This is a genomic window from Legionella qingyii (assembly GCF_003990155.1).
GTDB classification, from domain to species: Bacteria; Pseudomonadota; Gammaproteobacteria; order Legionellales; family Legionellaceae; genus Legionella; species Legionella qingyii.
This window is the reverse complement of the sequence record NZ_RZGX01000032.1, coordinates 1-24,367: the sequence shown is the minus strand read 5'-3', so window position 1 is coordinate 24,367 and position 24,367 is coordinate 1. Positions and strand designations below refer to the sequence as shown.

The following is a 24,367-nucleotide window of genomic DNA, read 5'->3' as shown; positions in this document are numbered from 1 at the left end:
TTTACAGACTAAACCCCTTTAAAAGATAATCCACTGCGTGAGGCGTTGAAGTGATCAAATACTCCGGAATCGGTGATCAAATGACTAACGGAATTAGTGATCAAGTCCTCCGGAATACGCACTATTGATTTGGTAAGCTTATACTCTAGAATTTTTTCCTCCAACCATGTGTATCCAGAGCTTTTTTTTCTTAACCCCATATTGAAATAGGCCGATGGAGAATTATCAATAGCATCCAGTTCTATACGTCCTTCTTTACCTGCGTCAATACTTTTGTGAAATGCATACTCAAATAAGACAGAGCCCACATATTTGTAAGGAGTCGTAGTATTAATCGAATAGTTATACATGCGATGAATATAGAGACAGTTATTCTGAATTGAATAGTTCATATATCCAACCTGTTGATTTTTAACATAAATCAACACCTCGGTACGTGGGCCAAGCAATGTGTTTCCGGAGCGTTTAAGAATTCTGTAATTAACTTGTTTTCCGTCAGAGGTTTCGATTTTAGTAGTTAGTCGCATTTCGATTTCTCATTTTATTATTATAATTGACGGGATAAAAAAACAGATAATATCAGATCAAAACAAAATCACAATGTGGATATATTCTCATTTTGAATACAAAAAATACAATTCTTGGTTGTTGGCTCAATTGGGTGGTAATGGTCGGGTGATTATTAATCAAATAGACTAATGCTTATTCATATAAATTATTTGAATTAAGAACATGAGGAATGATGAGCGTCCGTCAAAAAAGCAAGTCTGGGTGAAACGAAGTGTAGCTTGGGTTCAGTCTATAGATAACAGATCGGGTTTTGGTAAATTTGACCTGACAGATACTTCTTAAAAAAACGTTACCTGTCAGATCAAGTTTGAACTAGTACATTTAAATTTGTGATTATTGGTACTTGCAATAATTTTAGTTGTTCTTAAGTGGCTCTAGAGTTATTGATTCATCAGGCTTTTTAAATTGATCTGTGATAGCGTTGATTCTGGCCTTATAATCTTGCGTCACTTTACCTACGGCACGTTGACCCCACTCAAACTTAATATCCCACTTTTTGAATAACTCTTCAATTGCTTCCCTGACCATGTTATATGCTTTATCCATTAAATCAAGGCCTGCGTCATCAAGCGCATCATAGTGCGATTTATCGAAGCATTGAGAAACTTTAGTAGGTAAATGCGTAAGAAAAGTTGATGCCTTCTGTATTTTTTCTTCAAATTTTTCAGGGGATTGATAAACTTTTTGAAGATCAAGATCGCTTAATATGTTTTGCGCATCATAAAATAGCGTAATCATATTATTATTTACAGCCCGCAACAGCGCTTTGTGCTCTTCAGTTAGATCTTTGCTGTACATAAAAGTCTTGATAATGTCTTTATTTAAATTGCTAAGCACTTCTATTGCTTCAGTCAATTGTTTAGACAGGTTACTGCCTTCTTTAAACATGCTTTTTAAATCTTGGTAAATCTTTCGTCCCTCATCCAAAACAAGTTTATTTTCCTTCAACGCGGTTAAGATTTTTTCATAATCAGTATTGAGGGCAAAACCATGTTCCTTTATTGTTTCCAATTGAGCGCGATTATCTCGATATTTTTTTAAGCTTTCTTTCACATCTTGAATGTTTATAAGATTGTTGATTTTATCCCATTTATCATCTTGCTTTGCTCGATAAAAACTCGGACTATAGGGGGGGGGGGATTCACTGGGGTAGGCTTCTAGTACCTTATCTATCATCCCCCTCCATTTATCATGAATTATAGATAATCTTTGAAATTGTGCTTCACGTTGCTTTAATCTGCTTACTAGTTTAAAGCACTGCTCTGCATCCTCGGGCGCGGTCAATATAATACTGTTGATTTCTTCGTCTAATTTCTTGAACCAATCAGGTTGGGTTACCTCTTGAAGAAACTGTTTATCTTCTTCGGATATGAGTTGAACATTAGTTTCTCCTAACGATCCTTGCAAAACGTCCAACCATTTAAAAAAATCCTCACTTTTTCCTATTAGGGAATAAAAATCCTGCGGAAACCCAAGTCTTTGCAAGGAAACCGACTCTTGCTTTAATGGGTGAGTTTGGGCATTTTCCCTAATTTTTCCTTTTAATCGACTTAGCTTTTCTGCAACATCAGTTGTGGGTGCATCCTGCCCGCCAAGATTTTTTGCTGAAGATTGCCCCAATGCGATCTGCTGTATTTCATAAAAGTGATTAAAACTATAGTCAATCTGCTCTTGTTTTAGTTTGTTTACCTCATTTTCTATATTGCTCAACAATTTATTAGATACAAAGTCGTATAAGGGGCGTGACGCCACAAATTGCTCTAAGCGGAGTAATTCGGCCATTATTTTAGAATTTGGATTGACGGCTTGTTCTATTTCAATTTGTTTGTGAATTACGGTTAACCAATGCACTTTGAAGCCTGTAGTAATGAGATCACGGCTGGACCTTAACGCAGATAAATCGGAGAGATTATAATGTTGAGCCAGCTCGCTGCTTGGAATATCCACGTCTTGCTGTAGGTAATGATATGTATGCAGCTCCTGACGCAAAAATGCTTCAAGATCACCCTCATTGTGTATATCAATCAAGATTTGTACCTGTCGATCATCATTGCTGACTTGACTGGCAATCTCCGCCGAAAATTGCAGTTCAGTAAGAAATGTTGGCATTGCTTCAATATCAACGTCTGGATATTGTTGTTTAAAATGAGCTTGTATCCGTGTGCGACTCGCATAGATGGCTTTAATCGCTCTATCGAGATCATCGGTATCATCAGAGGCAACAGAAATAAATGCATGCATTTGATTAAAGAAGGCAAGAGGATTCACTTGCGAAGAAGCGGCTTGAGTGCCAAAAGCCATTGCGTCTTCAAAATTCGCAATGTCTTTGGCATTGTATTTTGGTGAATAAGCATCGATACCTCCAGTTAGTGTAATATCGACAAATTCGGCAATCTGTTTGCAATAGGTTACTAGCTCTTCGCGTGACCATAGGGTTAGATGATTAATCTCTGTGTCAAAGTCAAAATCTTCCGCGACTATAACCAAGTCCTCTTGATTAAGAATATTTTTAAGTTGTGTGTATTGAGTATGATCAATTGTTATCTGAACATCGCGATAATTGGGAGCATCTCTTAACTGTTTCATGGTGTTTGATAGGGAATCTGTGCTGCGATATGTGTTGCATAAAAACCTAAAGTGTTGCTGAGCTACTTTTTGAGTTACTTTTGCTTTGAGGAGAGATTCATTCAAGCGTTCAAGCGTTGAGTTAATGGCATCGAGTTCTTCTTCAACTCGTTTAATAGGAGCGTGAGTCAAATCTTCCTCGAATCGAGGGATTAAAGCGTCCAGGAGCTTAATTACGTCGTTTTGTACTTCTTGGTTTTTAAATTGAGTATTGCTTGACTTCATCCGTGCATCAATTTCAAGAAGCATTTCTCTTTTAGTTGCAAATTCCTCTCTTATTGAATTTTCTCTTTTTTGTTGGGGAATTCTTTCTTCAATTTCTTTGAAAATTTTCTTTATCTTTTCCTCTGCTGTGTTCAATTCAAAAATACTATTTAACAGATGGCTGTAATCTCCAAGCTTGGGTTCGGTGACCGCCTCGATTTTTTTATGTGCATTGAATAGCGGTTGGATTAACTGATTCATCTCTTGTTTCAGATCGTCAATCTCAGGACCATTTTTGTTCTTTAATTCCAAAATCAGTTTTTTTTCAAGGTCGGCCGCTTCTTTTAGGAGTGGCTCGTAGTGTTCATAAAATTCTACTTTTTTTGCTCTAAATAATTCATCTTGTTTATCGGATTTATTAAAAGCTACTAATACCTTATCGATTGCTATTATTTTATCAATTATCGGATATACTTTATCCAGCGTTTCTTTCAATGCTTTATTTTGTCTTTCTAATAATTTATTTGCTTCTCTTAGATAACTTTCTTCCAATGCTTTATTTTGTCTTTCAAAAAATTGATTCGCTTCTCTTAGATAACTTTCTTCCAATGCTTTATTTTGTCTTTCAAAAAGTTCTTGCTGATTCTTTTCTTGCAATGGTCGATCTATTAATTTTTTTAATCTATTTCGATGTTCCTCTTGTAGAGCGCGTTCCTTTTCTAATTTCACCGCCAGGAGTTTTTCCACTTCCTGAGCAAAGTTGTTCATCTCTTCTTGGAGTTGGAGTAATTGGACATCTACTTCTTGTTTTAACAGTTCTGCTTCTTTATTCTCCTCACCGAAGATTTCGTTGAGTCTTCTGGTAAATGGAGAAAGAAAATCTACCACGAAATTTGCAGAAAAATTGCCTAATGCAGTGCGATAAAAATTTTCTAGCTTTGCAAGGGCATTATTTTGCGAAAAGGGTTGAAGACTAAGTTTCTCCCATTTTGTAGCTTCTAAGATTCGAAGAACATTTAAGTGGCTGGTAATTGTAGAAATTAATGAGGCATTTAATTCTGAGAGCGAACTGATCTCATCGTTTAATTCGCTGTTGATTATAGAAATTAATGGGGATTTTAATTCTGAGAGCCAATTGCTCTCATCTTTGTTTTGGGCTTCTTCAATATCCACAACTTTAATTTTTTTCTTTCTATGATATTTTTTTTCCAGTTCTTCTAATTGATACATCGCATTTAAAAGATTCACATAATCTTGGCTCGTCGGTTCTTGTTGAAACTCTTTGTTGATAATTGCTGCGGCTTCTTGCCATTTTTGTTTTAATGATCCTAAACTTAGTTTGCTCTTAATTCGTTTTTCAATTAAAACCATCTTTTCCCTTGCCAGAGACTGCATCACAGCATATGTATCTCGCTTACTGTATTCGAAGGATTTTATATCTGCATCAATCGCAATTGCTCTTGCGAATTTAAGTTCTATTTTTTCTAAGGCGTTTTCTAAAATAGCTTTTTGTGTGGGTAAGCGTTCTTCTTCTGGAAGTGAAGCAATGGAATTAATGTCTAATTCTAATTGCAAAAAAATTCTGCTAAGTTCCATCCACAAATCATTCGCCTCATCCACCTCTAAATCTGATTTTTGATCATACTGCCTCCCCCTCGAATCTGATTTTTTATCAGGCTGTATATTTGATGGTATTGAATTGTAAACTTTTTTGAAGAAAGATTCTTGGACTATCCCACTTAATTGCATTTCTCCAAACTCAGGTTGTTTGAGTTTGTGAAATTGGGTATTTTTTAAGGTTCGTATTTTATTGATGAGAAGTCTAACTTCGTCAACTATATCGAGTGGCTCATTTTTGGATTTTGACATGCTTTTCTAACTCCCCTATCAACGAGTTATTTATAATCATATTATGTAAACCTTAAGTATTTATTAAGGGCTATTCGTTTTATTAAGCATATACACCTATTTATTCCAAGCCATGGCTTAGGATGAGCAATTCATTTCTATTTGCTTAAAGCATCAATTCAAAGATTTGTATGATAAGAAACCACTCTCCCACACAAAACTGCATTTTTAGCATTGCAATAACGCTTTCGGATGAACCAGGTTTAAAAAATCGTCTCTTTTGATTTTTAGCAGTTGATCATGGTTTCCTGCGTTAAAGACGAGCCATTCCTTATGCGCAAGACTATCTGCAAGATAGACGTCCATATTATAGAGTTCACCAAAAAGGGGTATCGCGCCAACTTCGCAGTCTTTAAATTTGTCTTGAAATTCGAACTCTTTAGCAAGCTCTGCGCGTTTTGCTCGAGTCTCCTTTTTTAATAGATCTAAATTCAGTCGCGTATTGGCGGGGATTGCGACAAGTGTAAATTTACCATCCAGTTTGACAACTACAGATTTAGCAAAATGGTTTCCCTTAATATGTGCTGCTTGTGCACATTGCGATGCGGTATAGGCTCTGGGATGACTGATTGTCTTATATGGAATATCATGAGTTTTCATATATTTTCTAATGGATGGGTTTAACATGAGGAGCTCCCACAAAGGATGGATATGTTTAATTATAGGACATTTTGTCCGTGATCGTTGCGATGCCAGCGTGTTTTATCTACCATCTATTTTAAATTTGTGACAAGATGATTTCTGCTTTGCAAAGCGGGTTCGCAATGTTCTTAAACCCAAGGAACCACAAGAGTGAAAGGTGTATGCTAAAAACAAGGAATAGTCGATGCGCAATACCGATCAACAAAATCAAAGTCCTTTTGATAAACTTGCTAATGAAATGCTGTTAGCGATTCTTAATACTCAGAATAAAGAGAAACATTATATTCTTAACCCAAAAGATATTTTGTCTTTTGCTTTAAGTTGCCAACGTTTTAATGGAATAAGCCTGGATGCCAATTGCTTTTTTTCTCCTCATAAATATAACGATCTGCGACAAAAATCCTCTGATTATCACGAATATAAGGAAAGAAGGCTTACTCAATTGAAGAATGCACAACGAGTGTGGCATGAACAAAACGGAGCGTTTTATTTGAATAAGACTAATAGAAATAGAATGGCTACCGGTTTAGGTTTACTTCTAGCATCTATTTTCGCGTTCACGTTTGATATGAGCTATGGAGCTTATTTGTTAACCACGTTAGTTTTATCTGTACTGGCGCTGGTGATTAACGACCTCCTTTTTGAGCACATAGAGTATTCGTTAAATTCATCTGATGTGAGCGCTATTCCTCTCCAATTTTTTGAAGAGGAAATCGTAGGTAAGTCGAACTTAATTTAGCCTGTAATGCGCTTGGATTTATGATGAATACGCCTTTTATTGAATTGAGTAACATTAGGCTGCTTATTAAAAGTATAAGCAGCTTTATGAAGTATGTTAATTGGGTTTTGAAAATGCGTTTGCTGCTATTTCAATATCTGACTCACTTTCTTCAATAGCATTCTCATTTTTTCCTGTTAAAGAGGCTACTCTATGTAAAAGCCCTTCAGGTAATGTACTGAACAATGACGATTTAGTACGAAATGCTTGAGCAAGAACCCGAGAATTTTTTCTTATTTCTGAGATTCTATCCAATTCATTCTTTAACGTGAAGTAGGTATGCCTGTATTGGCGATAACACACTGGCTGACGCTATTCTGGATCGTCAGGTGCATAACGCCCATCGATTAAATTTGAAAGGAGAGTCAATGAGAAAAATACGGGGTAAATTGACTGAAAGTGAACATCAACGGTTAGTTTAACAATTATTTAGGGGGGGGCATTTTTGCACGCTGATTTACACAAATTGATGGAAATTTTCAAGGCACTTGCACACGATCCCGATCTTGAATGGGAGTTCATTGACGGGAGCATTGTTCGTGCCCAACACAGTACCGGTGCATGTACTAAAGTTGCTTAACAAGGTGTCCAATTTTCCCGGGCAAGATCAGCTATCACGTCAGCAGTTCCCGAAGAAAAATCAGTTTTTTATAAATTAACTATACTATCTAAATAAATATTATTGTGGAGGCACATAATGCCAAAAGAAATATCTATAGGAACTTTATCTATAGGAACTTTATATAGTTATATTTTTGACGGAATAAAGTGGTATAACAGTGATCAGGATGATAGTGCAAAATCGGAGAAGAAAAAGTTAACACAAGCCCAATTTGAAAAAGTTCTAAATTCAAAATCTGAGCATTTTAGATATTCATTAAGAATGTTGCAGGCTAAAGATCTGGAAGAGGTGTTGTATGGGAATTCAACCGATCCTTTAATTAAACCAACTGACTTTCTGGATTCTTTGTTATTTCCTAAAGACGAAAAAATTGGAGAGATATTTGATTCTTTAAATCAAAAATATAAATATTTCACTAAAAATCAAGAAGATTTGGCAAAAAAACACTTCATTATTTTGTTTAAAGGTACGAAATTAATTGGTGACTACTTTGAAAACAATAACGACGAAGAAAATTCGTTGGCGGCAGAAAATGCTTATAAAATACTGGTCTGGTTTGGATTGAAAAAAGGGCGAGGATCTCCTTTTTCAATGTTTGAAAAACATTTAAAACTATTTCCAGATTTGGTTAAGCCAGTACATGATAGTTTAGTATCACCCATTCCTGTCAATAATAAATCCAATCTTGATTTGAGTGGATGGGTAACATTTATAAAAAAATATCCTGTACAAGGTATACACTATTTTCAACAGGCAGCAAACATCGAGGAAATGAATGATAATCGCGCGCCTGCCACGATTGCAGAAGCACAAATACTAGCTGCTAAAATAGTATACCCAAATGCCTCCAAACATCCTGAAATGGCAGCTTTATTTTATGCTAATAAACTGGATAATAATTTGTTTAATCAATGTTTGGAATTAGAAAAAAGAAGAAAGAGTACAGATAATCTCCCGGATATTCACATAAATGGTAATACTATAAATTTTCCTGAATACCATTTGGTTAAATTACCAATAGATGACCTTAGGGCATATTTTTTAGGGCTACTTACAGCCTGTTGCCAATCCATTGGTGGGCATTCTGAACGATGTGTTATTGATGGGATTACACTGCCAAACAATGGGTTTTATGTAATGTTAAAAGGAAGTAAGCAATCAAATCCGCTTATAGACAACAAAATTAATTATTCAGATTTTCAAATTGTTGGCCAAGGCTATGCCTGGATTAGCAGTAATAATAATCTGGTATTTGATTCTTGGGAAAATTTAAGAGCATCAGACAATGAAATTGCAGTGCAACTATTAGAGTCCTTTAGTAAAGAGTTAACTCAAAGAGATGAAAATATTGTAAGGGTTACCATTGGTACAGGGGGTAAAACTCCTGATAAATTTGGTAATAAAGTACTGGAAAAAGCTGAAAAAATGAAGGAAGGTTATCAATATTCGGATTCTTTGAATCAATATCTTGTCTATTTAGACAATAACAAATTAAAAACTTGGCAAAAAGCCTTGCTTGATGATTGGGATAGTTTGGTAGAAAAACCCTTGCCTTTGACTACACAAGAATTTGCGAATTATTTAGGCCTCGATAATATATATTCGAAAGAGACTTTTGATTCAATCGCAACCTATTTAATCGATAAGAAAAATTTCTCGCTTTGGATTAATTGGGAAAAGCCTGAAAAGCAACCTTTACCCGAAGATTTTTGGTATATTTTAAACCGCATAGAAAATCTAAATACCGAGATAGTCACTCAACTGTTACACTTCGGAGAAAAAGATTTATCGGATTTGTCCGAGGCAATAGTTAATTTGACTTCTCTGAATCAGTATAACTCCAAAAAGGAGTATGAACTGATAAATACACCGAATTATGCTTCCAAAGTAAATCAGGTTTTCAGGTTTTCAAACAAATTAAATTGCCCAGAAATTTTTGATTTATTTGAGCCATGGTTTACAGAAACGAGCCACACATTTTTTAATGCCGATATAAATTATGGTCACTTACTCAATAAACTACAAAGATTTCAAATAAATGCTCTCTCCAAGACCGTTATTCAAGAGCTCATCTCTTTGGGTAGAAAAGGAAATACGCTCCTGGATTTGCTAGAAAAATATCGTTCTGTACTAAATATAGAACAGCATTTATTTTGTATCAGTTTGGTGAGGAATGAAGGGATTGACGTTGCAGAGGCTTACATTTTTCTTTATTCGAAAAATTTTGCAACAGAGGAAAATATAGGGGTCATCTTAGCTCATCCAGAAAATGCACTCACCCTTGCTCAGGGTCTTTATGGATTATCCACTAACAAAATATTAACGCCAGGAAATATTAGTAATTTAATTGCTTATCCTTTATTAGGGGAAAGCCTTATATATTGTAATAGCATCAATCAAAAATTTTTTGATTGCCTAATCCCACATGAAAATACTACAGAAAATTATTTCATAGCATTAACAATCCTGGCAAAATCGAGAGCTTTAACACTGGATAATGTAGCGTCACTCCAAAAAAATCCTTTATTTGCAGATGAGATTGTTCGCATACCTGAAGACTCAAGAAATTTACCGAAAACAGTTTGGCAATTAATGCATAAGCATCTGGGAGATCGAGAATATCTCAATAATCTTATTTTATTAACTAAAGATGTGAATGAATATACAAATCAATTCAATAATGCACTAGAGGGTGACTATGATGTATATGAATTTGAGCCAGTATGTAAAGCAATGGATGTTCTGAATACTTTAAGTAAATATTTATCAGGCGAGTTGCAAGATTTGTCTGAAGAGTTAATTGTCAATTCAGACTTGCCAGCAGAAATGAATCTTCCTGAAAAATATAAAAAAATCATGGACAGCTTTACAAAATTTATAAAAACCCATAATGATGTAATAATGAGCTTAGGGCAAGAAAGCCTTGGTTCGACGATGTCACCGTAAAGGAAGCGCTACAGCAACCTCATCTTCTGGTTCATTTTATCTTCTGTAATAGTATTGCCAGGATTTATTCAGAGGAGAAGGGCGATGAGTGCGTAAGCGCTCAATAAACCCTACCCTATAAATTGAGGGATTTCGGCACGAAATAACTTCCGTGCCGGCTTAAGATTTCTAATGGTACTCAGGAGTGTTTTTTGCTTCTTGTTTTGCTTGCTGGTGGTTAATAATATGACTAATTAATGAATTACCATTCATAATTTCTTTTGTAATTTCCTCCTTTGTCATTGCCTGCCATGTAATACTATTTCCATTATGAGTAATAGCCTTGGAGCAACAAACCTTGCCTTCTCTTAGTTCTATACTAAAAAATCTATCCCTGACATAAGCACAGCCTGTACTTGCACCAATACCAAGGTGACAGCCATATACTCGATCTTTTATATAACCAGGTTTGCATTCCATGTACTGGCCTTTATTTGTAATACCATGTTCTTCTAACTCCTCTTTTATAAAGTCTTTAATTAACTCTAATTTATCAAGTGGGAGTTTTATCGAAAATAAACTCAAAGAAGTCGAACTTACTTGTGTTGGTTGTACAGGAGAGCAAGCATTTTGGAGCAAGCTAAATTTATTCAAGACCCCTAGCATCACTTGGCAAGTATCATAAAGACCTAAACCAAGTAATTCAGATGTAGTATTAATCAAGAGGTCAAAAGGTAGTTCAATATTTGTGGCAAATCCTTGTAATATCCACGTCCAGGCTCCAGCACCAGCATTCATCAATGCATTAGCTTGAGTAGCATTAAGATTATAATCTCTCATATGACACAATAGATTAAGGATTTTTGGAGCTGCGCTTTTTTGAGCACATCCAATGAGGTCATCAAGATTGAATAGGGCGCCTGCTTGCAGTAAAAGTAATACGATGTCTTTGTTCTTTGATTGTACAGCATGTTCCAAAGCAGTTTTACCACATTCAGCTGAAGGAAAATTATCTGTTTGGTGGAGACTTGCTCCGTTCTGAATGAGAAGCTTAACTATCTCAACTTTTCCTTCAAAGACTGCTTCAAGAAGTACAGTAGAACCACCACGATCTCTTCCATTAACGTTGAGTGGGTTTGTATTAATCAATTCTAATATTGCATCAGTATCGCCATTCTGGATGTCCTGGCAAATCTTGTGCCACTCAATTTGTCCAAGATCAGAATATCCATCGACAACCTGAACAGGTTCAGCTGCTGCGGGGTAGAGGCTAACTGCTGTGGCATTCAGCCGCTTTTTTAATTCCTCACGCATAAACGCCGGATCTTTCGATGAGCCCGATGCAATCTGCTTTTCATCTTGCAATTCGGCGATTTCAAAAACTTTTGCTAGCATAATAAAATTATCCTTAGTAAAAAATTATAAATATACGCAATCTATTTATGCAGTCTTTTATTAAACTATTTTTCCTGGATGACTGAATATTTCGGAATAGCTGCAAGATTGAATTTTAAACCAAAAGAACAAAATTCGTCCAATTGATTGTATGAATATATCATATTAAATATTTTGATATCTAAGTTTCGCCTAATAGTCGTGAACTGCCAAAGATAGTAGACAAAACCCGGGATGATATTGAAGCGGCTATAGCAGCGATTGAGGCCAGTGATTTGTCTGTCGGCATTAAGGAATTCACAATGCACAAGGCCATGCGCTATATGCTGAAACACTGGCATGAACTGACCCAATTCTTACGGGTTGCAGGTGCTCCCCTTGATAACAATATCCTTGAGCGTGCCCTGAATCCCGATCCGGGGCCGGCACACCTGGTTATTTTACAAAACAGAATACGCTGCCATGATAGGGGGCATCAGACCAGTATGAAGTACACCTGTGCTCTGGCGCACATCAACCGGCTCAACGGCCAGTAATATTCGGTGGTGAGAGGTAACTTGCAACATGGGGTTGTCCTGCAAATTGTGTCAGAATTTCAGACAGGCACTCCACTGGCAGATTGCCCACCCTTAACAAAGCCCCACCCGGGCGCTGGTAGAAGCGGCACAAAGGTAAAGTGGTTATCGCATTCAACATTCGCGGCAATTTGTGCGCTGGTTATCTTCCGTGTTTGGGCTATCATGTTGACAGGATATCGCCCCATGAGCTTTTTCACTTCAGCCGATAAGCGGTTATAATTATTGAATTCTTGTTTTATTATCGTTTTTAATGGGATGAGTCTTATGTAGTTTAGAGGCAGTGTTCTTTAATAATCTTCATGAGCCATAGTAGGGGTTTGTAATTGTTAAAACGTTTGTGATAGAACATGTTAACCGTAAAGCTCTTTTTTTGAAATGGCAGCGGTTTTATCTCAAAATCCTGCTTTTCATTTAGAACAATCGCTAAATGCCGCGGTACGATTGCTAGATAATCTGTGTCGCGAATTACCTCAAGTGCGCTAATTAAATTGGATACGGTTACTTTAATATTCCTTTTAAGACCAGGATCCGCCCATTGTTCCTGTAATGCTTTTTCAATAAATTGTATTTCCACATGATCTGCTTTCATAAGTAGGTTTTGAGTCAACTGTTTATTGGCAAGTGGATGTGCCTTACGCATCGCACAAGCCATTTCCTCTTCAAGTAAAAACTCTTTGTTGATAACAGTTCCATAAGGAAGAAAATCGGCACTAATTGCTAAATCAACTGTGGTTGCTAACAATTCATCAAGATTTAAGTTCTCCGATACCCAAATAGTTTTTAAAATAAAATTAGGAGCATGTTGTGCTAGATAAGCAGATAATTTAGATAAAATTAGAAGCTCTCCATGACTTCCTACAACTAGATTAAATCTGACTGTTTCGGTGCAAGGGTCAAATTCATCTTTTTCAAAAATTTCATTAGCGTTAGCTAAAAAAGTTTTAATTTTAGGGCTCACGGCTAAGGCCCTAGGTGTAGGTTTAAGGCCATGAGCTTCACGAATAAATAATGGATCGTCGAAAATATACCTTAATTGCTTCAAAATTTTACTCATGGCTGCCTGACTAAGGTGTGATTTATCAGCAGCTTTTGAAACAGAACACTCTGTTAATAACGTATCAAAATATACCAATAAATTTAAATTTACTTTATTTATGTCCATGTATTATCAATCCATTCGATACGATGCAGGTTGTAACTAAAGTATAGTTAATTTTAACCGTATCTTGAATAACTCGATTAGCTTTAGCGCATGAACCCAATGAATCATTTGTAATAAATCTGTAAAAAAGTTGAACTTCAAATAAATTGTGATTAATTTTCAGACTAAAATCACTCAAAATAGCTGGAGTATTATTCATGAGTGCAAATCAAGAAGAGGTTAAAAAAGAAGTTGAACGATTACTGAGTTTAAAGAAAAAACAGGAAGAGCTCGGTGTTCTAAATCAAAAAGACATGCAAGAGAAAATGAAACTTGAGAACAAGCATAAAGAATTTTTGCAAATGAGCAGCCAGCAAATGGAACACGAGTTAACGAAAAAAGGTTCCATGAAAAAAGTTGGTGTTGAGGGGGACGATTTAAAGCTAATTATTGAAGACTATAAAAGAAAATATGGGGAGCAAAGCTGGTATAAAGAACCTGAAGAAAAAGATGGGAAAGTCACTTTAACTTTTCCGTCTCAGGAAGAAGTAGGTATTTTCTTTGAAGCTCAGGCTAGAGAAAATCGCTCTTTTATTATTGTTGATGATAAAACAAATAAAGTGATTGCCTACTCCAATGGTGATGGTAACTTATACAATGGCAATGGAAGTGTTTATGAGGGTGGAGAATTTCAATCATCGAATCAAAGTATTAGCGACTTTACAATGCCTGAGAGACAGGAATCAAGGATGTGTTTCTAAAACACCAAAATTAGAAAGCCAAGTAGCATGGCAAGCGTTGTATTATTGATCAGGCTATCCTTCGAGGTAATAAAATGTATTTTGCTGACTGCATAGGGAATGCTGGCGGCATATTTTTTTATCTCGGAAGGGGCATAGGGTTTAATAGGAATGAGTACATCAATCTTACCACTATCAAGTAACAAATTCATTGTTCAATGTGAGCTCTTGGTAGATACATGTTATCCCAATGCGTTTGCAGATGTTATTCATGAGATCTATAAAAAATCCAAAGTAATAAGGACATTGGGTAATTGCAATCTAAAACTGGTCGTGAGGTCAGTCAGTTTTTCCACGAAGATGATCCAATAATTGTGCTTTATGAAAAAATATCGACCTGTCGAGAAAAAAAAGATAGAATGATAGTGATTTTTTAAGTCGGTTGCCCGGTTAGTTTTAGGGCCAAGAATGAACATAGTCATGCAATTAACTCAAGAAAGAAAACAGCTCTGGATTATTTTACTGATCGTCTTAATCAGTTTTATTGGTTCATCTATTGCTTATCCCATTCTGCCGCCTCTATTTTTACACTCTTCCGACCAGTTGATTATCTCTCCTGAATGGAGTGAAAACAGCAGGCGTATTTTGCTCGGACTAACCCTTGCAATTTTCCCTCTAGGACAATTCATTGGTTCCCCCATATTGGGGCGAAGTTCTGATTTGTACGGCCGTAAAAAAATACTGATAATTAGCTTGCTCGGAAGCACGCTGGGTTATCTCTTAACGGTCATATCATTTTGGACAAACTGCTTTTGGCTCTTATTATTCAGCCGCTTTTTAACAGGATTTATGGAAGGGACTTTTGCTGTGGCAAGAGCATTCGCATCAGAACTAACTACCATTAACAAATTTGTGAGTTTTGGCAGGATTAACAGTATGGCGGGTATTGGCTATATTATTGGGCCAATCATTGGTGGGTTATTATCAAATTCACAGGCTGTCCCCTGGTTTTCGTGGTCATTCCCTTTTACTGTTGCAGCAGTAGCCTCAATTACAACACTGGGGCTTGCCTGGTGGAAATTGCCGGAGCATAAAATTCTGCGCCAACCTGAAAAAGAAAGCATATTGAGTAAACTCAACATTATCCGGCAATTCAAATCATTATTTCAAAATCACCCACACTTAATCCATTTGCTGATTATCAGCACACTATTTACCTTTGCGGTGGATATATTTTACGAATTTGGCCCAGTTTATCTCGCTGGGAAATGGTCTATGTCTCCAGGAATGATCGCAGGTTATAATGCTGTATTATCAGCCGCACTTGCTTTAGGAGCCTCTTGGCTTCCGCAGCATCTTTCAAAACGCATGCCGATCCATAAAATTATTATTCTGGCCATGGTCGCTACTACTTTGATTTTTGCCGCCATGGTTGCTTTTCAATATCCCTCAATCATGATTTTGCTCTTTGGACTTATTGGGTTTAGCATTACAAGCGTCACAACAACCATGACAATACATATCTCCAATAGGTCTCATACTGCCATTCAAGGGGAAGTCATGGGGGCACAATTAAGTTTACGGACATTGGGTGATGCCATTATTTGCTTTATTGGCGGTTTGCTGATTGTTGTATCAATTATTTTGCCCATTATTTTATGCTGTATCACCGCATTGATTGCGAGCATTTTGTGTTTGGTCTATTTAAAACCTACAGTTCATACATAATTAGAGATTAAGGGTTCATGCTTGCATCTATTTGATTAAATCGATGAATTCGACACGATTTCGTCCTAGCGTTTTTGCACGATACATTGCATCGTCAGCGAGGTTTAATAGTTTGGTTGGGTTATCATCCTTGGGAATACAACCCGCTACCCCCACGCTAATCGTAACAAAACGGGAAACATCTGAATCGGGATGTGGTAGTTCCAAATTACTAACAGCTTGTCGCAGTGACTCTGCAAATTTAATTGCACCTTCCATCTGAGTATCTGGCAAAATACAGGTAAACTCTTCACCTCCATATCGTGCAAGCAAGTCGGTGCTGCGGGTTACTCTGTTTTTTAATGCTTGAGCAACAAGTTTTAGAGCATCATCACCAGCCAGATGACCAAGACTGTCGTTATAACGCTTAAAGAAATCGATATCCATCATAATAATTGCTATTGGTTTGGAATAACGCAATGCACGTTTCCATTCCTGTTTAAGGAAGTCATCGAATCGACGACGATTCGCTACTCCTGTTAATCCATCGAGATAAGACATTTCCTGAAGCAAAAATTGCAGCTTCTTTTTTTCACTAATATCCTCTCCTACACCTACAAAATGTTGGATTTCTCCAAGGGTATTAAATACAGGTGCAATACTCCATGATTGCCAGAACGCACTTCCATTTTTTCGGTGGTAGAGAAGTTCGCCAGTCCAAGAAATGCCAGATTGTATTTTTTTCCATAAATCAGTTAATACGCTTCTTGGGGTCATGTTATTATGAAAAATATCTGTTTTTTGACCATATAACTCTTCTTTAGAATAGCCTGTCAATTTGATGATTTGCGGATTGGCATAAATAATAGTTCTTTGTTTATCAACGATCAGTACAGATACTGGGCTTTGTTCGATAGCCGCTTGCATTTCACGTAAACGATTTCGCTCGTGAATGGATTGAGTGATATCATGAAATGCGATCACAATTCCTTTGTTATTTTTTAACATAATTGGGGTTGTAATTAGAGAGACAGGGAAGCAAGTACCATCTTTACGCCAAAAATAATCATCATCACTTGCATAAGGTTTTTCTGTTTGTATTACTTCCAAATTTTTACAATACTCCATGGGATAGGGATCATGAGTATAATAGCAATGATGAAATAGTTCATGGGCGTTTTGACCAAGCATTTCGGCTTCATCATAACCTAGCATGCTGCACGCTGCGGCATTAACATATTCAAGCCTATTCTCTTTATTGATGACTAATAATCCTTCACCAAGTGCAGATGTAATATCACGTAAATACTGTTCGCTTTGCTCCACCTGTATTTTTGCTTGTTGTAAATCACGGGCTATCTTTGCATTTATTTGGAGTGCTTCTTCTAGCTCTTGGGTGCGTTTTCTTACTTTATCTTCAAGAATAACTGTGTTTTGAAATACTCCAAAATCTGTTCGCGGAGCATTCATATCTTGTTCTGCTCTATCAATCAATGCCTTAACTATTTTATTGAGGCGTTCGATTTCTGCTTGCAATTCTTTCTTAGTGTTAAGAGTATTCTTTTCAGGCATCGTGGTTTTCCTTTAATTCACCTATGGCTAGGCCTGTAATCGTTTGATTTATATGAATGCCTTTGAATTGTTCTCCATAAGTGCTAAAGCCAACGACGTGATTATTCTGAAATATCTTTTCTACATCTTTTTTCAACCCCTGACGCTGTATCTCCAGATTGCGAAGGATGCAATCGCAAGCCAGGACCAATTGCGGTTTGCCAATAGATGATTGAATTTCCTGAAAAGTTTGCTCAATATTTTTTATTAGATCAATTCCATGAGCCGCCATAAAAACCAGACCATTATCGATTGCACAGTAAAACTTTAAGCTTCCATCTGGATTAGCTTTTTGAATAGAGCGCACATAATCAACTCCGTTGATGCGTATCACCAGTGGCGTAGCGGAAAATTTCATGGGATCAAGTTCATCAACTTGCGCTTTTACTATACGGGCATATTCTTCTACTGCCGGATATCCGTTTATTTCATTGACAATACGCTGCTCAGGATGTGCTTGGGTCACGACCAACCTTTCATTCCCACATACAAAATGCTGTGCTTTAAATGGTTTAAAAGGATAGATTGTATTAACCAAGATAAGGGCTACGGAATCAGTATGAAAAGCGCCTTCAGCAAAGATCCACGTTTTCTTAAAACGGAGGTCATCGCCCGCAGAACCACCAAAAAGTGTAATGCCTCCTAAGACATCCTGTAAAATATGAGTTATTTGTTCCTCGCGCTCAGATAATCCATCCACTAACAAAAAAGCGAAGCTGTTTTTAGAATTAGTAGAAGGGGCTCGTGCTTCAAGTTGTTGAAGTAGATTATTAACAAACACCAGTCCTGAATCATAATTAATATTTTTTAAATCATTTATGTATCCAACAGCGGTTGTAAAGCCATCCAAGGCGAAGCTAACCCCTGAAAGGGTATGATCGGTATAACCATTGGGCCCAATTTCACCTGCTGTGGTGCATCCCATTACTTTCACATTCGGAAAAAGGGAATTTATTTCATTGGCTATAGCATCAAGGTCATAATGACTTGAACAAAAAAAAAGAACAAGCTCCATATTAGGTTGACATACTGCCGCATGAAACTCTCTGACTGCAGTATGTGGCTCTTGCGAAGTTGACTGTCCAATACGAATGGATTGCTGAGTGCTCATCTAACATACCCCATATTTTAGAGATGCAAGCTTGTAAAACGGACTCTAAAGCTATTCTTAATTGTTAAAATATTAGCGTTAACTCAATTAATATAACTATAGCATAGGTTTTTTTACAATGAAGTTTAATGTGCTATAACTCAGCTAGAACCTGTTGCTTCTGATAAAGTTCGGTGACGGCAGCGAAGAGAAGCTCTTCGCTTGCCTCTAATTACATGTGCAATGAATTTCTCGTTCGGGATGGCTTTCTTCGATAGCCGGGGGCTTTAATAAAAAACCATAATGAAGCAAGCTGGATATAGGCCATTGTATTTGCTGATGCTCCAGTACGTTACCATTACATGAACTTAAAATAAGTTGCCCATTATGATTAAAAATAGAAAAATTTTTGTCATCCGATAAATTGTGTATCCTATCCATAGATAAGGAAGCCATTCTGGGGTTGGTGATAAGTGCTGAATACATAGAATCCATACGATTTTCTGGTGATTCATTATGCATTGATTCAAAATATTTTTGCGCGCAAAGTGATAATGGGGCGGCACTACCTGCAAGTGTTTTTACTAATCCTTGCTCTCCAGAGGGTAAAGTTCCTTTTTTCATCAGAAAATCACCATTATTATCTGCCAAATAGAAACTATTTTGTTCCTTGTAAATATCCAGAGTTCCTAGTTTATATGCTCCATCTTTGCAGCCAGTAGGGCCTAAGGCATCAGTCACAAGAATAATTTTGTTTTTAATTGTATTTTGTATAAGAGAAATAAATGAAGCGGATAAATGTACTCCATCCGCAATGAGCTCGACGCCAGCGGGGCAACGATCAGGATTTTCAAGTATCCATTGGACAATGTGGCTTTGTGCGTCATTTAAAGTAAGTTCCCTTGTTTCTCGGCTACATGATTCCTGGCAACCATTCCCGAGATGTGTAAACCCACAAGCACCAGCTGTAACAGCACGCCCAATGACCTCTTTATCAACTGGATTGCAATGTCCTATGAATACTTTTACAAAAATACCTTCTTGTTCAAGGTTATTTGTTTGTTTAATAAATTCTTCTGCGCCTGGTAAATCAGGGGCAATGGTTATTTTCCATTGTTTTACATTGGGTGCTACGCTAATGATATCTCTAAATTGTTCTATAGAAATACGGTCTTGTAGTGTCTCTTCAGCATGGGCCCCCTTACAATTTTTTGCGATGAAGGGTCCCTCTAGATGCACCCCAAGAATTTGGGTGTGGCCTGCGGTAGGATTTTGCTCTTGTTTTTGAATAAAATCATTAATTTTTGCCAATGATTTTTTTAAGGCGGGTATTGGCATAGATACTAAAGTAGCTAATGCGTAAGAAAGTCCAGTTTTTCCCAGTGCTTTAACAATGCACTCCAATTGTTCGTCACCCATTTCATCGCCTAAGTCAGCGAAATCAATACCACCTTGACCGTGAACATGGGCATCTAACATTCCCGGCATTAAGAAATAGGATCCTTTAGAATCAATAATTTTTTCTTCTTGAAGAGGGGATAAATCATCATCAACATTGAATAGTACTTTTACACCATCATCGGTAATTTGCACATGTTTTAACTCCTTTATCCCTGCACCGTTATAAACATAAATATTTTTAATTAGCATTTAAATACCCTCATAGGGATTAACTCCGGTTAAGGATCTAATATTTTTTAGAACTTAACCCCCTCAGGAAATGCCCTAGAGTTCCTTTGCTAAATTGGCTAGAATCGTAAGTCGATAAATCAAGTGTTTACTATTCATTGGCATCCTGCGCAATTGTAATTGTAACAAAATATAAGAATGAGATGAATGAATGGTTTTGTATGATCATTCTTAATCAACCATTCCTTTTTATCCTAACTTTTTGTTTATATCGGATATAACGCCTCGAACTCTCGGAGAAAATATTTATGTTTAGTCGCATTTTTGTTAGGGAAACACCTGAAGGTATGGCAAGTAGGGCTGCTCGAGAAATTCAAAAGAAAATCATGGAACATAATGAGAAAAAAATACCTACAGTTTTAGGACTCGCAACAGGGAGCACTCCGGAACCTTTATATAAGGAATTAGTTCGTCTGCATAAAGAAGAAAATTTGGATTTTTCATTAGTGATTACATTTAATTTAGATGAGTATTGGGGCTTGGAACCAAACCATGAGCAATCTTATAATTACTATATGCATCGTCATTTTTTTAATCATGTAAATATTAAAAAAGAAAATATTCATATGCTTGATGGAACTGTGTCACTTGAGTTAATTGAGGAGCATGCGAAAAAATATGAAGAACAGATTAAAGAGGCTGGTGGCATAGACATTCAACTATTAGGTTTGGGTGTGAACGGGCATATTGGTTTTAATGAACCCGGCTCCTCATTGGATTCTAAAACACGACTAATCAAGTTAGATGAAAAGACTCGTGACTCCAATCAACGATTTTTCAAGTCAAAAGATGAAGTCCCGACTCATGCAATAACAATGGGAATTGGAACAATTCTACAAAACAGTAAAGCATGTTATTTATTAGCGACAGGTTCAGCAAAAGCAAATATTATCTCTGCTGTTTATGCGGCTTCTTCACCGAATGAAGATATACCTGCAACCGCTTTATATGCTCATAAATACGTTACGATAATACTCGATACAGATGCGGCATCTAAGTTGCCGTCATCGGTTAACCCAATAAAATCATTATTCTTCTCTGAACGTATATATGCTCCTACAACTCCAGTGGAGCCCCAATTCTTACCTGTTTCTGAGCACTCAAATTCAATTAATCTTACTCAATAAAATATTGATAAACATTGGCACTTGGCATTCTGCCGCCTTAAAATTTTAATTTTTAAAGCGGCAAGATATTATTACTGTTGGTAAGACTCTGAGTTCCTTAATCTAAAAGGGGGTTTTCAACTACAGTGGGAACCGGTGTTGGTGAATGAAAGAAATATATAATCAGTAATATGAGAAAAATAATTGTAGAAATATAAAATACAATTTTTGCATTAAATATTGATGCAGGAGCGGTTCCTTTATATCCCATGTATCCTGAAACAATCGCTATAACTAAAAAAATAAAAGCAGTTCTTAACATTTTATTTTTCCTTTTTCAGAATAAAAGAGTATATCTTTCATTGCGTGCATTTAAATTTTAAAATTCATCATACTCTTTTAAGTTCTATTTGTTTTAATTATAGATATCTTTGGCGAGGATCACATCTATATGACTCAAACATTCATTTCTTATACCTGATTACCCTATGAATTATTCCTAAAAATAAGAGATTCTAAAAGAACTTGCGGGTAAGTCCCAGTCTCATTCTAGGATAAACCCCGAGTAAAAGCTGACGACGTTGATATATATTATAATTAAAGTAGTACATATGGAATTTATGTACTCGTTTCATATGTAAAGGATAGGGAGATTCAACATGACGACTCAAGTTGATATTTTGTACGTAGAAGATGATGACGTTGATATTGAGACTATGCAACGTGAGTTTACCAAAATGAATAAGGCAGTTGATATTGCTGTAGCAAAGAATGGGAAACAGGCACTGGATATGTTATATGGACGTCATGGTAAAAATAGAATCAAGCCTAATGTGATATTGCTTGATCTTAACATGCCTCAAATGAACGGCATTGATTTTTTGAAAAAGTTAAGGAAAGGTTTTGATTTTGGAGATATTAAGGTTTTCGTGCTTACTAGCACATACACTTCTGAAGAAAAGCTCATCACCAGGGATTTACATGTATCTGGCTGTATTATCAAACCCCTGCAATATACGGATGCGCTAAATATTTTGTGGTGTGCTTCTGCAAGTGAAGAAATGTCAAAATTATTTTTTATGCAGTAAATGACAGTCTATTTAAGCATGAGTTCAAGTACCTAATCCTCATTATCCTTTCCCTATGAAGATTATATAACATACATGTTATTGATGGCTTTATGCTGACTAAAAATTCTATTTTTGAGAATTAATAAAGTTTTTTATTTTAACAAAACAATAATGGAGAAATTGTTCATTGAGTTTAATTCGGAAAACTCCTTCCTCATGATTTTTCAAATTAGTTTGTTCAATTAGAGCGGTGTTTGCATCTGAATTAAGGGCACTTATGGTTTCTTTAGTGTCTATTCCATATCGGTCTGAATCTAATCTTCCATTTCCATGTAGTAGGCAATTACGAATTTTAGAAATATTAAGTAACGCGTTCCAGTAGTCACTATCAATAGTATATCCAAGCGCTTTAAGAGCCATTTCAAATCGTGATATGCTTGCGTTTTTCTTAATTAATTGATTGCTACACTCATGGTACAAGGCCTCTTCGAGTTGAGAATAAATTTGCAGAAAGGTCGATTCAATCAAGATTTTTAAACTTTGTTTGTAAAACTCTAGAGTATCTGTTTCGGTTCGTGTTAGTTGCTGATTATTTTTCTTCAATTCTAGATGCGATATGTCTTTTTGAATTGATGACTTTATCAATTCGTAGGTCTGTAGTTGATATTCAAAATTAATTATTTTTAAAAATTTAAATTGATTCATTAATCATTTTCCAAGATTATAAAAGTGTATCTTTCTAAATAGGAAACACAGCTACAGATTGTAACAAAATAATATTGAATAATTCAGTTAAATAAGGACATAAATGATTTTAATGAGTTCTTGGGGGTTCTTAAAAGAACTATTTAATAATTGGAATCAAGACCGAATTTCAAGTAAAGCCGCAGCACTTGCATATTATATGCTATTTTCACTTGCTCCAATTTTATTAATTTGTATTTCTATTCTGGGAATAGTATTTGGTGAAGAAGCTTCTCGCGGTCAAATTTTGTCTCAAACAAGTGACTTAATAGGCAGAGAACCTACGTTACAAATTCAAGAAATAATTCAAAATGCCAGTAAGCCAAGCAATTCCCTTGTAACAAAAATAACAAGCTTTATTATTCTTTTGTTTAGTGCCTCAGGAGTGTTTACTGAAATTCAAGTGGGATTGAATGAGATATGGGGAGTCAAAATTAATCCGAACAGGGGATGGTTTACGACATTAAAAAGCCGTTTCTTTTCTTATGTAATTGTTCTAGGAGTTGCTTTTTTATTATTAATATCATTAATTTTAAGTGCTTTTTTAGCACTTATAGGTAATTATTTAAATTATTTTGTAGGTACAAGTATTTTAATGGATTTGATAATCAGTCACTTACTCTCTTTTTTCCTGATCACATTATTATTTGCTATGACATTTAAAGTTCTACCTGATGTGATATTAAAATGGCGCGATGTGTGGTTGGGGGCATTAATCACTTCGGTGTTATTTAGTTGCGGTAAAATTTTCATTGAATTATATCTGATTCAATTTCATAAATTTTCTGTATTTGGAGCTGCGGGCTCTATAATTATTATCTTGATATGGATGTTTTATTCATCCCAAATTTTCTTCATTGGGGTAGAAATCACAAAAATACTTTTTATAAATGAAGGCAAACAGATTGTTATTACGCGAAATTCCCTTAAAGAAAACCAAGTAAATTAATCCCTCTCATAAAATGAGAATGAGTCTGCCCGAGATAACGCATGAACTAGGATCTATTGAGTTCTTAATCTATACTTTTTGTATCAAATATTGTTAAAGAGCGATTATGGAAAGTAAGTTTGAGCACCCTCAAGATTTAATTAGAAAAATCCGGCTCTACCCCAAAAAAGGGGGCATTTTAATCAAGTTAGTCTAGACTAACCCATTGATTTGACGGTCAAAAGGAAGATTAAAATGCCCAAGAAAGATTGTATCCTAAATTTACCGGGATAT

General features: G+C 36.0%; 20 protein-coding genes and 2 pseudogenes. 10 read left to right on the top strand and 12 right to left on the bottom strand.

What is annotated here, in order from left to right:
- Positions 1-8: 8 nt before the first annotated feature.
- The 3 genes from ELY20_RS16230 to ELY20_RS16220 form a co-directional block, all read right to left on the bottom strand.
- The gene (locus tag ELY20_RS16230) at positions 9-527 is read right to left on the bottom strand and encodes a hypothetical protein (RefSeq protein WP_127059513.1); all 519 of its coding nucleotides are present in this window, start codon (positions 525-527) and stop codon (positions 9-11) included.
- 397 nt (positions 528-924) lie between these two features.
- The gene (locus ELY20_RS16225) at positions 925-5,268 is read right to left on the bottom strand and encodes a hypothetical protein (RefSeq protein ID WP_126955778.1); all 4,344 of its coding nucleotides are present in this window, start codon (positions 5,266-5,268) and stop codon (positions 925-927) included.
- A gap of 207 nt (positions 5,269-5,475) precedes the next feature.
- On the bottom strand, positions 5,476-5,934 hold the full coding sequence (locus ELY20_RS16220; RefSeq protein ID WP_110144112.1) for an aminoacyl-tRNA deacylase: 459 nt from the start codon (positions 5,932-5,934) through the stop codon (positions 5,476-5,478).
- 199 nt (positions 5,935-6,133) lie between these two features.
- Here ELY20_RS16220 and ELY20_RS16215 point away from each other — a divergent pair, with 199 nt between their 5' ends.
- Positions 6,134-6,688: an F-box protein gene (locus tag ELY20_RS16215; protein WP_110144113.1), complete on the top strand. Its 555-nt coding sequence runs from the start codon at positions 6,134-6,136 to the stop codon at positions 6,686-6,688.
- 96 nt (positions 6,689-6,784) lie between these two features.
- Here the strand turns inward: ELY20_RS16215 and ELY20_RS16210 are convergent, their stop codons facing one another.
- On the bottom strand, positions 6,785-6,982 hold the full coding sequence (locus ELY20_RS16210; protein WP_110144114.1) for a hypothetical protein: 198 nt from the start codon (positions 6,980-6,982) through the stop codon (positions 6,785-6,787).
- A 32-nt stretch (positions 6,983-7,014) separates the two neighbouring features.
- Here ELY20_RS16210 and ELY20_RS16205 point away from each other — a divergent pair.
- From ELY20_RS16205 to ELY20_RS16195, 3 genes and pseudogenes are all read left to right on the top strand, one after another.
- A pseudogene (locus ELY20_RS16205) lies at positions 7,015-7,149 on the top strand (ATP-binding protein); the annotation flags it as partial.
- 41 nt (positions 7,150-7,190) lie between these two features.
- Positions 7,191-7,295 (top strand): annotated as a pseudogene (locus tag ELY20_RS16200) (IS5/IS1182 family transposase); the annotation flags it as partial.
- A gap of 129 nt (positions 7,296-7,424) precedes the next feature.
- The gene (locus ELY20_RS16195; protein WP_110144115.1) at positions 7,425-10,295 is read left to right on the top strand and encodes a hypothetical protein; all 2,871 of its coding nucleotides are present in this window, start codon (positions 7,425-7,427) and stop codon (positions 10,293-10,295) included.
- A 168-nt stretch (positions 10,296-10,463) separates the two neighbouring features.
- On the opposite strand, the gene ELY20_RS16190 is transcribed toward ELY20_RS16195, so the two are convergent.
- Entirely contained in the window at positions 10,464-11,669 is a 1,206-nt protein-coding gene (locus ELY20_RS16190) for an ankyrin repeat domain-containing protein (RefSeq protein ID WP_110144116.1), read from the bottom strand.
- A gap of 275 nt (positions 11,670-11,944) precedes the next feature.
- On the opposite strand from ELY20_RS16190, the gene ELY20_RS16185 reads away from it, so the two are divergent.
- Entirely contained in the window at positions 11,945-12,205 is a 261-nt protein-coding gene (locus ELY20_RS16185; protein ID WP_233590636.1) for an IS66 family transposase, read from the top strand.
- Between the two features lie 313 nt (positions 12,206-12,518).
- Here ELY20_RS16185 and ELY20_RS16180 read toward each other — a convergent pair whose 3' ends face one another.
- Entirely contained in the window at positions 12,519-13,409 is an 891-nt protein-coding gene (locus ELY20_RS16180) for a LysR family transcriptional regulator (protein WP_110144118.1), read from the bottom strand.
- 197 nt (positions 13,410-13,606) lie between these two features.
- Here ELY20_RS16180 and ELY20_RS16175 point away from each other — a divergent pair, with 197 nt between their 5' ends.
- Complete coding sequence (locus ELY20_RS16175) at positions 13,607-14,149, top strand: type IV secretion protein Dot (RefSeq protein ID WP_110144120.1); 543 nt, start codon at positions 13,607-13,609, stop codon at positions 14,147-14,149.
- On the opposite strand, the gene ELY20_RS16170 is transcribed toward ELY20_RS16175, so the two are convergent.
- Positions 14,146-14,340, bottom strand: coding sequence for a type 2 periplasmic-binding domain-containing protein (locus ELY20_RS16170; RefSeq protein ID WP_110144121.1), 195 nt, complete (start codon positions 14,338-14,340; stop codon positions 14,146-14,148). The two genes, ELY20_RS16175 and ELY20_RS16170, sit on opposite strands and share 4 nt — an antisense overlap.
- A 256-nt stretch (positions 14,341-14,596) precedes the next feature.
- Between ELY20_RS16170 and ELY20_RS16165 the strand changes: the two genes are divergently transcribed.
- Positions 14,597-15,856 carry an MFS transporter gene (locus ELY20_RS16165; protein WP_233590634.1) on the top strand — a complete coding sequence of 420 codons (1,260 nt, stop codon included), beginning with the start codon at positions 14,597-14,599 and terminating at the stop codon, positions 15,854-15,856.
- Between the two features lie 27 nt (positions 15,857-15,883).
- On the opposite strand, the gene ELY20_RS16160 is transcribed toward ELY20_RS16165, so the two are convergent.
- From ELY20_RS16160 to ELY20_RS16150, 3 genes are all read right to left on the bottom strand, one after another.
- The gene (locus ELY20_RS16160; RefSeq protein ID WP_110144122.1) at positions 15,884-17,407 is read right to left on the bottom strand and encodes a sensor domain-containing diguanylate cyclase; all 1,524 of its coding nucleotides are present in this window, start codon (positions 17,405-17,407) and stop codon (positions 15,884-15,886) included.
- A complete protein-coding gene (gene nosP, locus ELY20_RS16155; RefSeq protein WP_110144123.1) occupies positions 17,400-18,557 on the bottom strand; it encodes a nitric oxide-sensing protein NosP in 1,158 nt (385 codons plus the stop codon). Before nosP ends, ELY20_RS16160 begins: the two co-directional genes overlap by 8 nt.
- Positions 18,558-18,764: 207 nt before the next feature.
- Positions 18,765-20,186 carry an N-acetylglucosamine-6-phosphate deacetylase gene (locus ELY20_RS16150; RefSeq protein WP_110144124.1) on the bottom strand — a complete coding sequence of 474 codons (1,422 nt, stop codon included), beginning with the start codon at positions 20,184-20,186 and terminating at the stop codon, positions 18,765-18,767.
- A 287-nt stretch (positions 20,187-20,473) separates the two neighbouring features.
- Here ELY20_RS16150 and nagB point away from each other — a divergent pair, with 287 nt between their 5' ends.
- Positions 20,474-21,352, top strand: a complete 879-nt coding sequence (gene nagB / locus ELY20_RS16145) for a glucosamine-6-phosphate deaminase (protein ID WP_110144125.1) — start codon at positions 20,474-20,476, stop codon at positions 21,350-21,352.
- A 97-nt stretch (positions 21,353-21,449) separates the two neighbouring features.
- Here the strand turns inward: nagB and ELY20_RS16140 are convergent, their stop codons facing one another.
- Positions 21,450-21,653 carry a DUF1328 domain-containing protein gene (locus ELY20_RS16140; protein ID WP_110144126.1) on the bottom strand — a complete coding sequence of 68 codons (204 nt, stop codon included), beginning with the start codon at positions 21,651-21,653 and terminating at the stop codon, positions 21,450-21,452.
- Positions 21,654-21,990: 337 nt separating this feature from the next.
- Between ELY20_RS16140 and ELY20_RS16135 the strand changes: the two genes are divergently transcribed.
- Positions 21,991-22,419, top strand: coding sequence for a response regulator (locus ELY20_RS16135; RefSeq protein ID WP_110144127.1), 429 nt, complete (start codon positions 21,991-21,993; stop codon positions 22,417-22,419).
- A 108-nt stretch (positions 22,420-22,527) separates the two neighbouring features.
- Here the strand turns inward: ELY20_RS16135 and ELY20_RS16130 are convergent, their stop codons facing one another.
- Positions 22,528-23,106, bottom strand: coding sequence for a hypothetical protein (locus ELY20_RS16130; RefSeq protein ID WP_110144128.1), 579 nt, complete (start codon positions 23,104-23,106; stop codon positions 22,528-22,530).
- A gap of 103 nt (positions 23,107-23,209) precedes the next feature.
- Here ELY20_RS16130 and ELY20_RS16125 point away from each other — a divergent pair, with 103 nt between their 5' ends.
- A complete protein-coding gene (locus ELY20_RS16125) occupies positions 23,210-24,094 on the top strand; it encodes a YihY/virulence factor BrkB family protein (protein WP_110144129.1) in 885 nt (294 codons plus the stop codon).
- Positions 24,095-24,367: the final 273 nt, after the last annotated feature.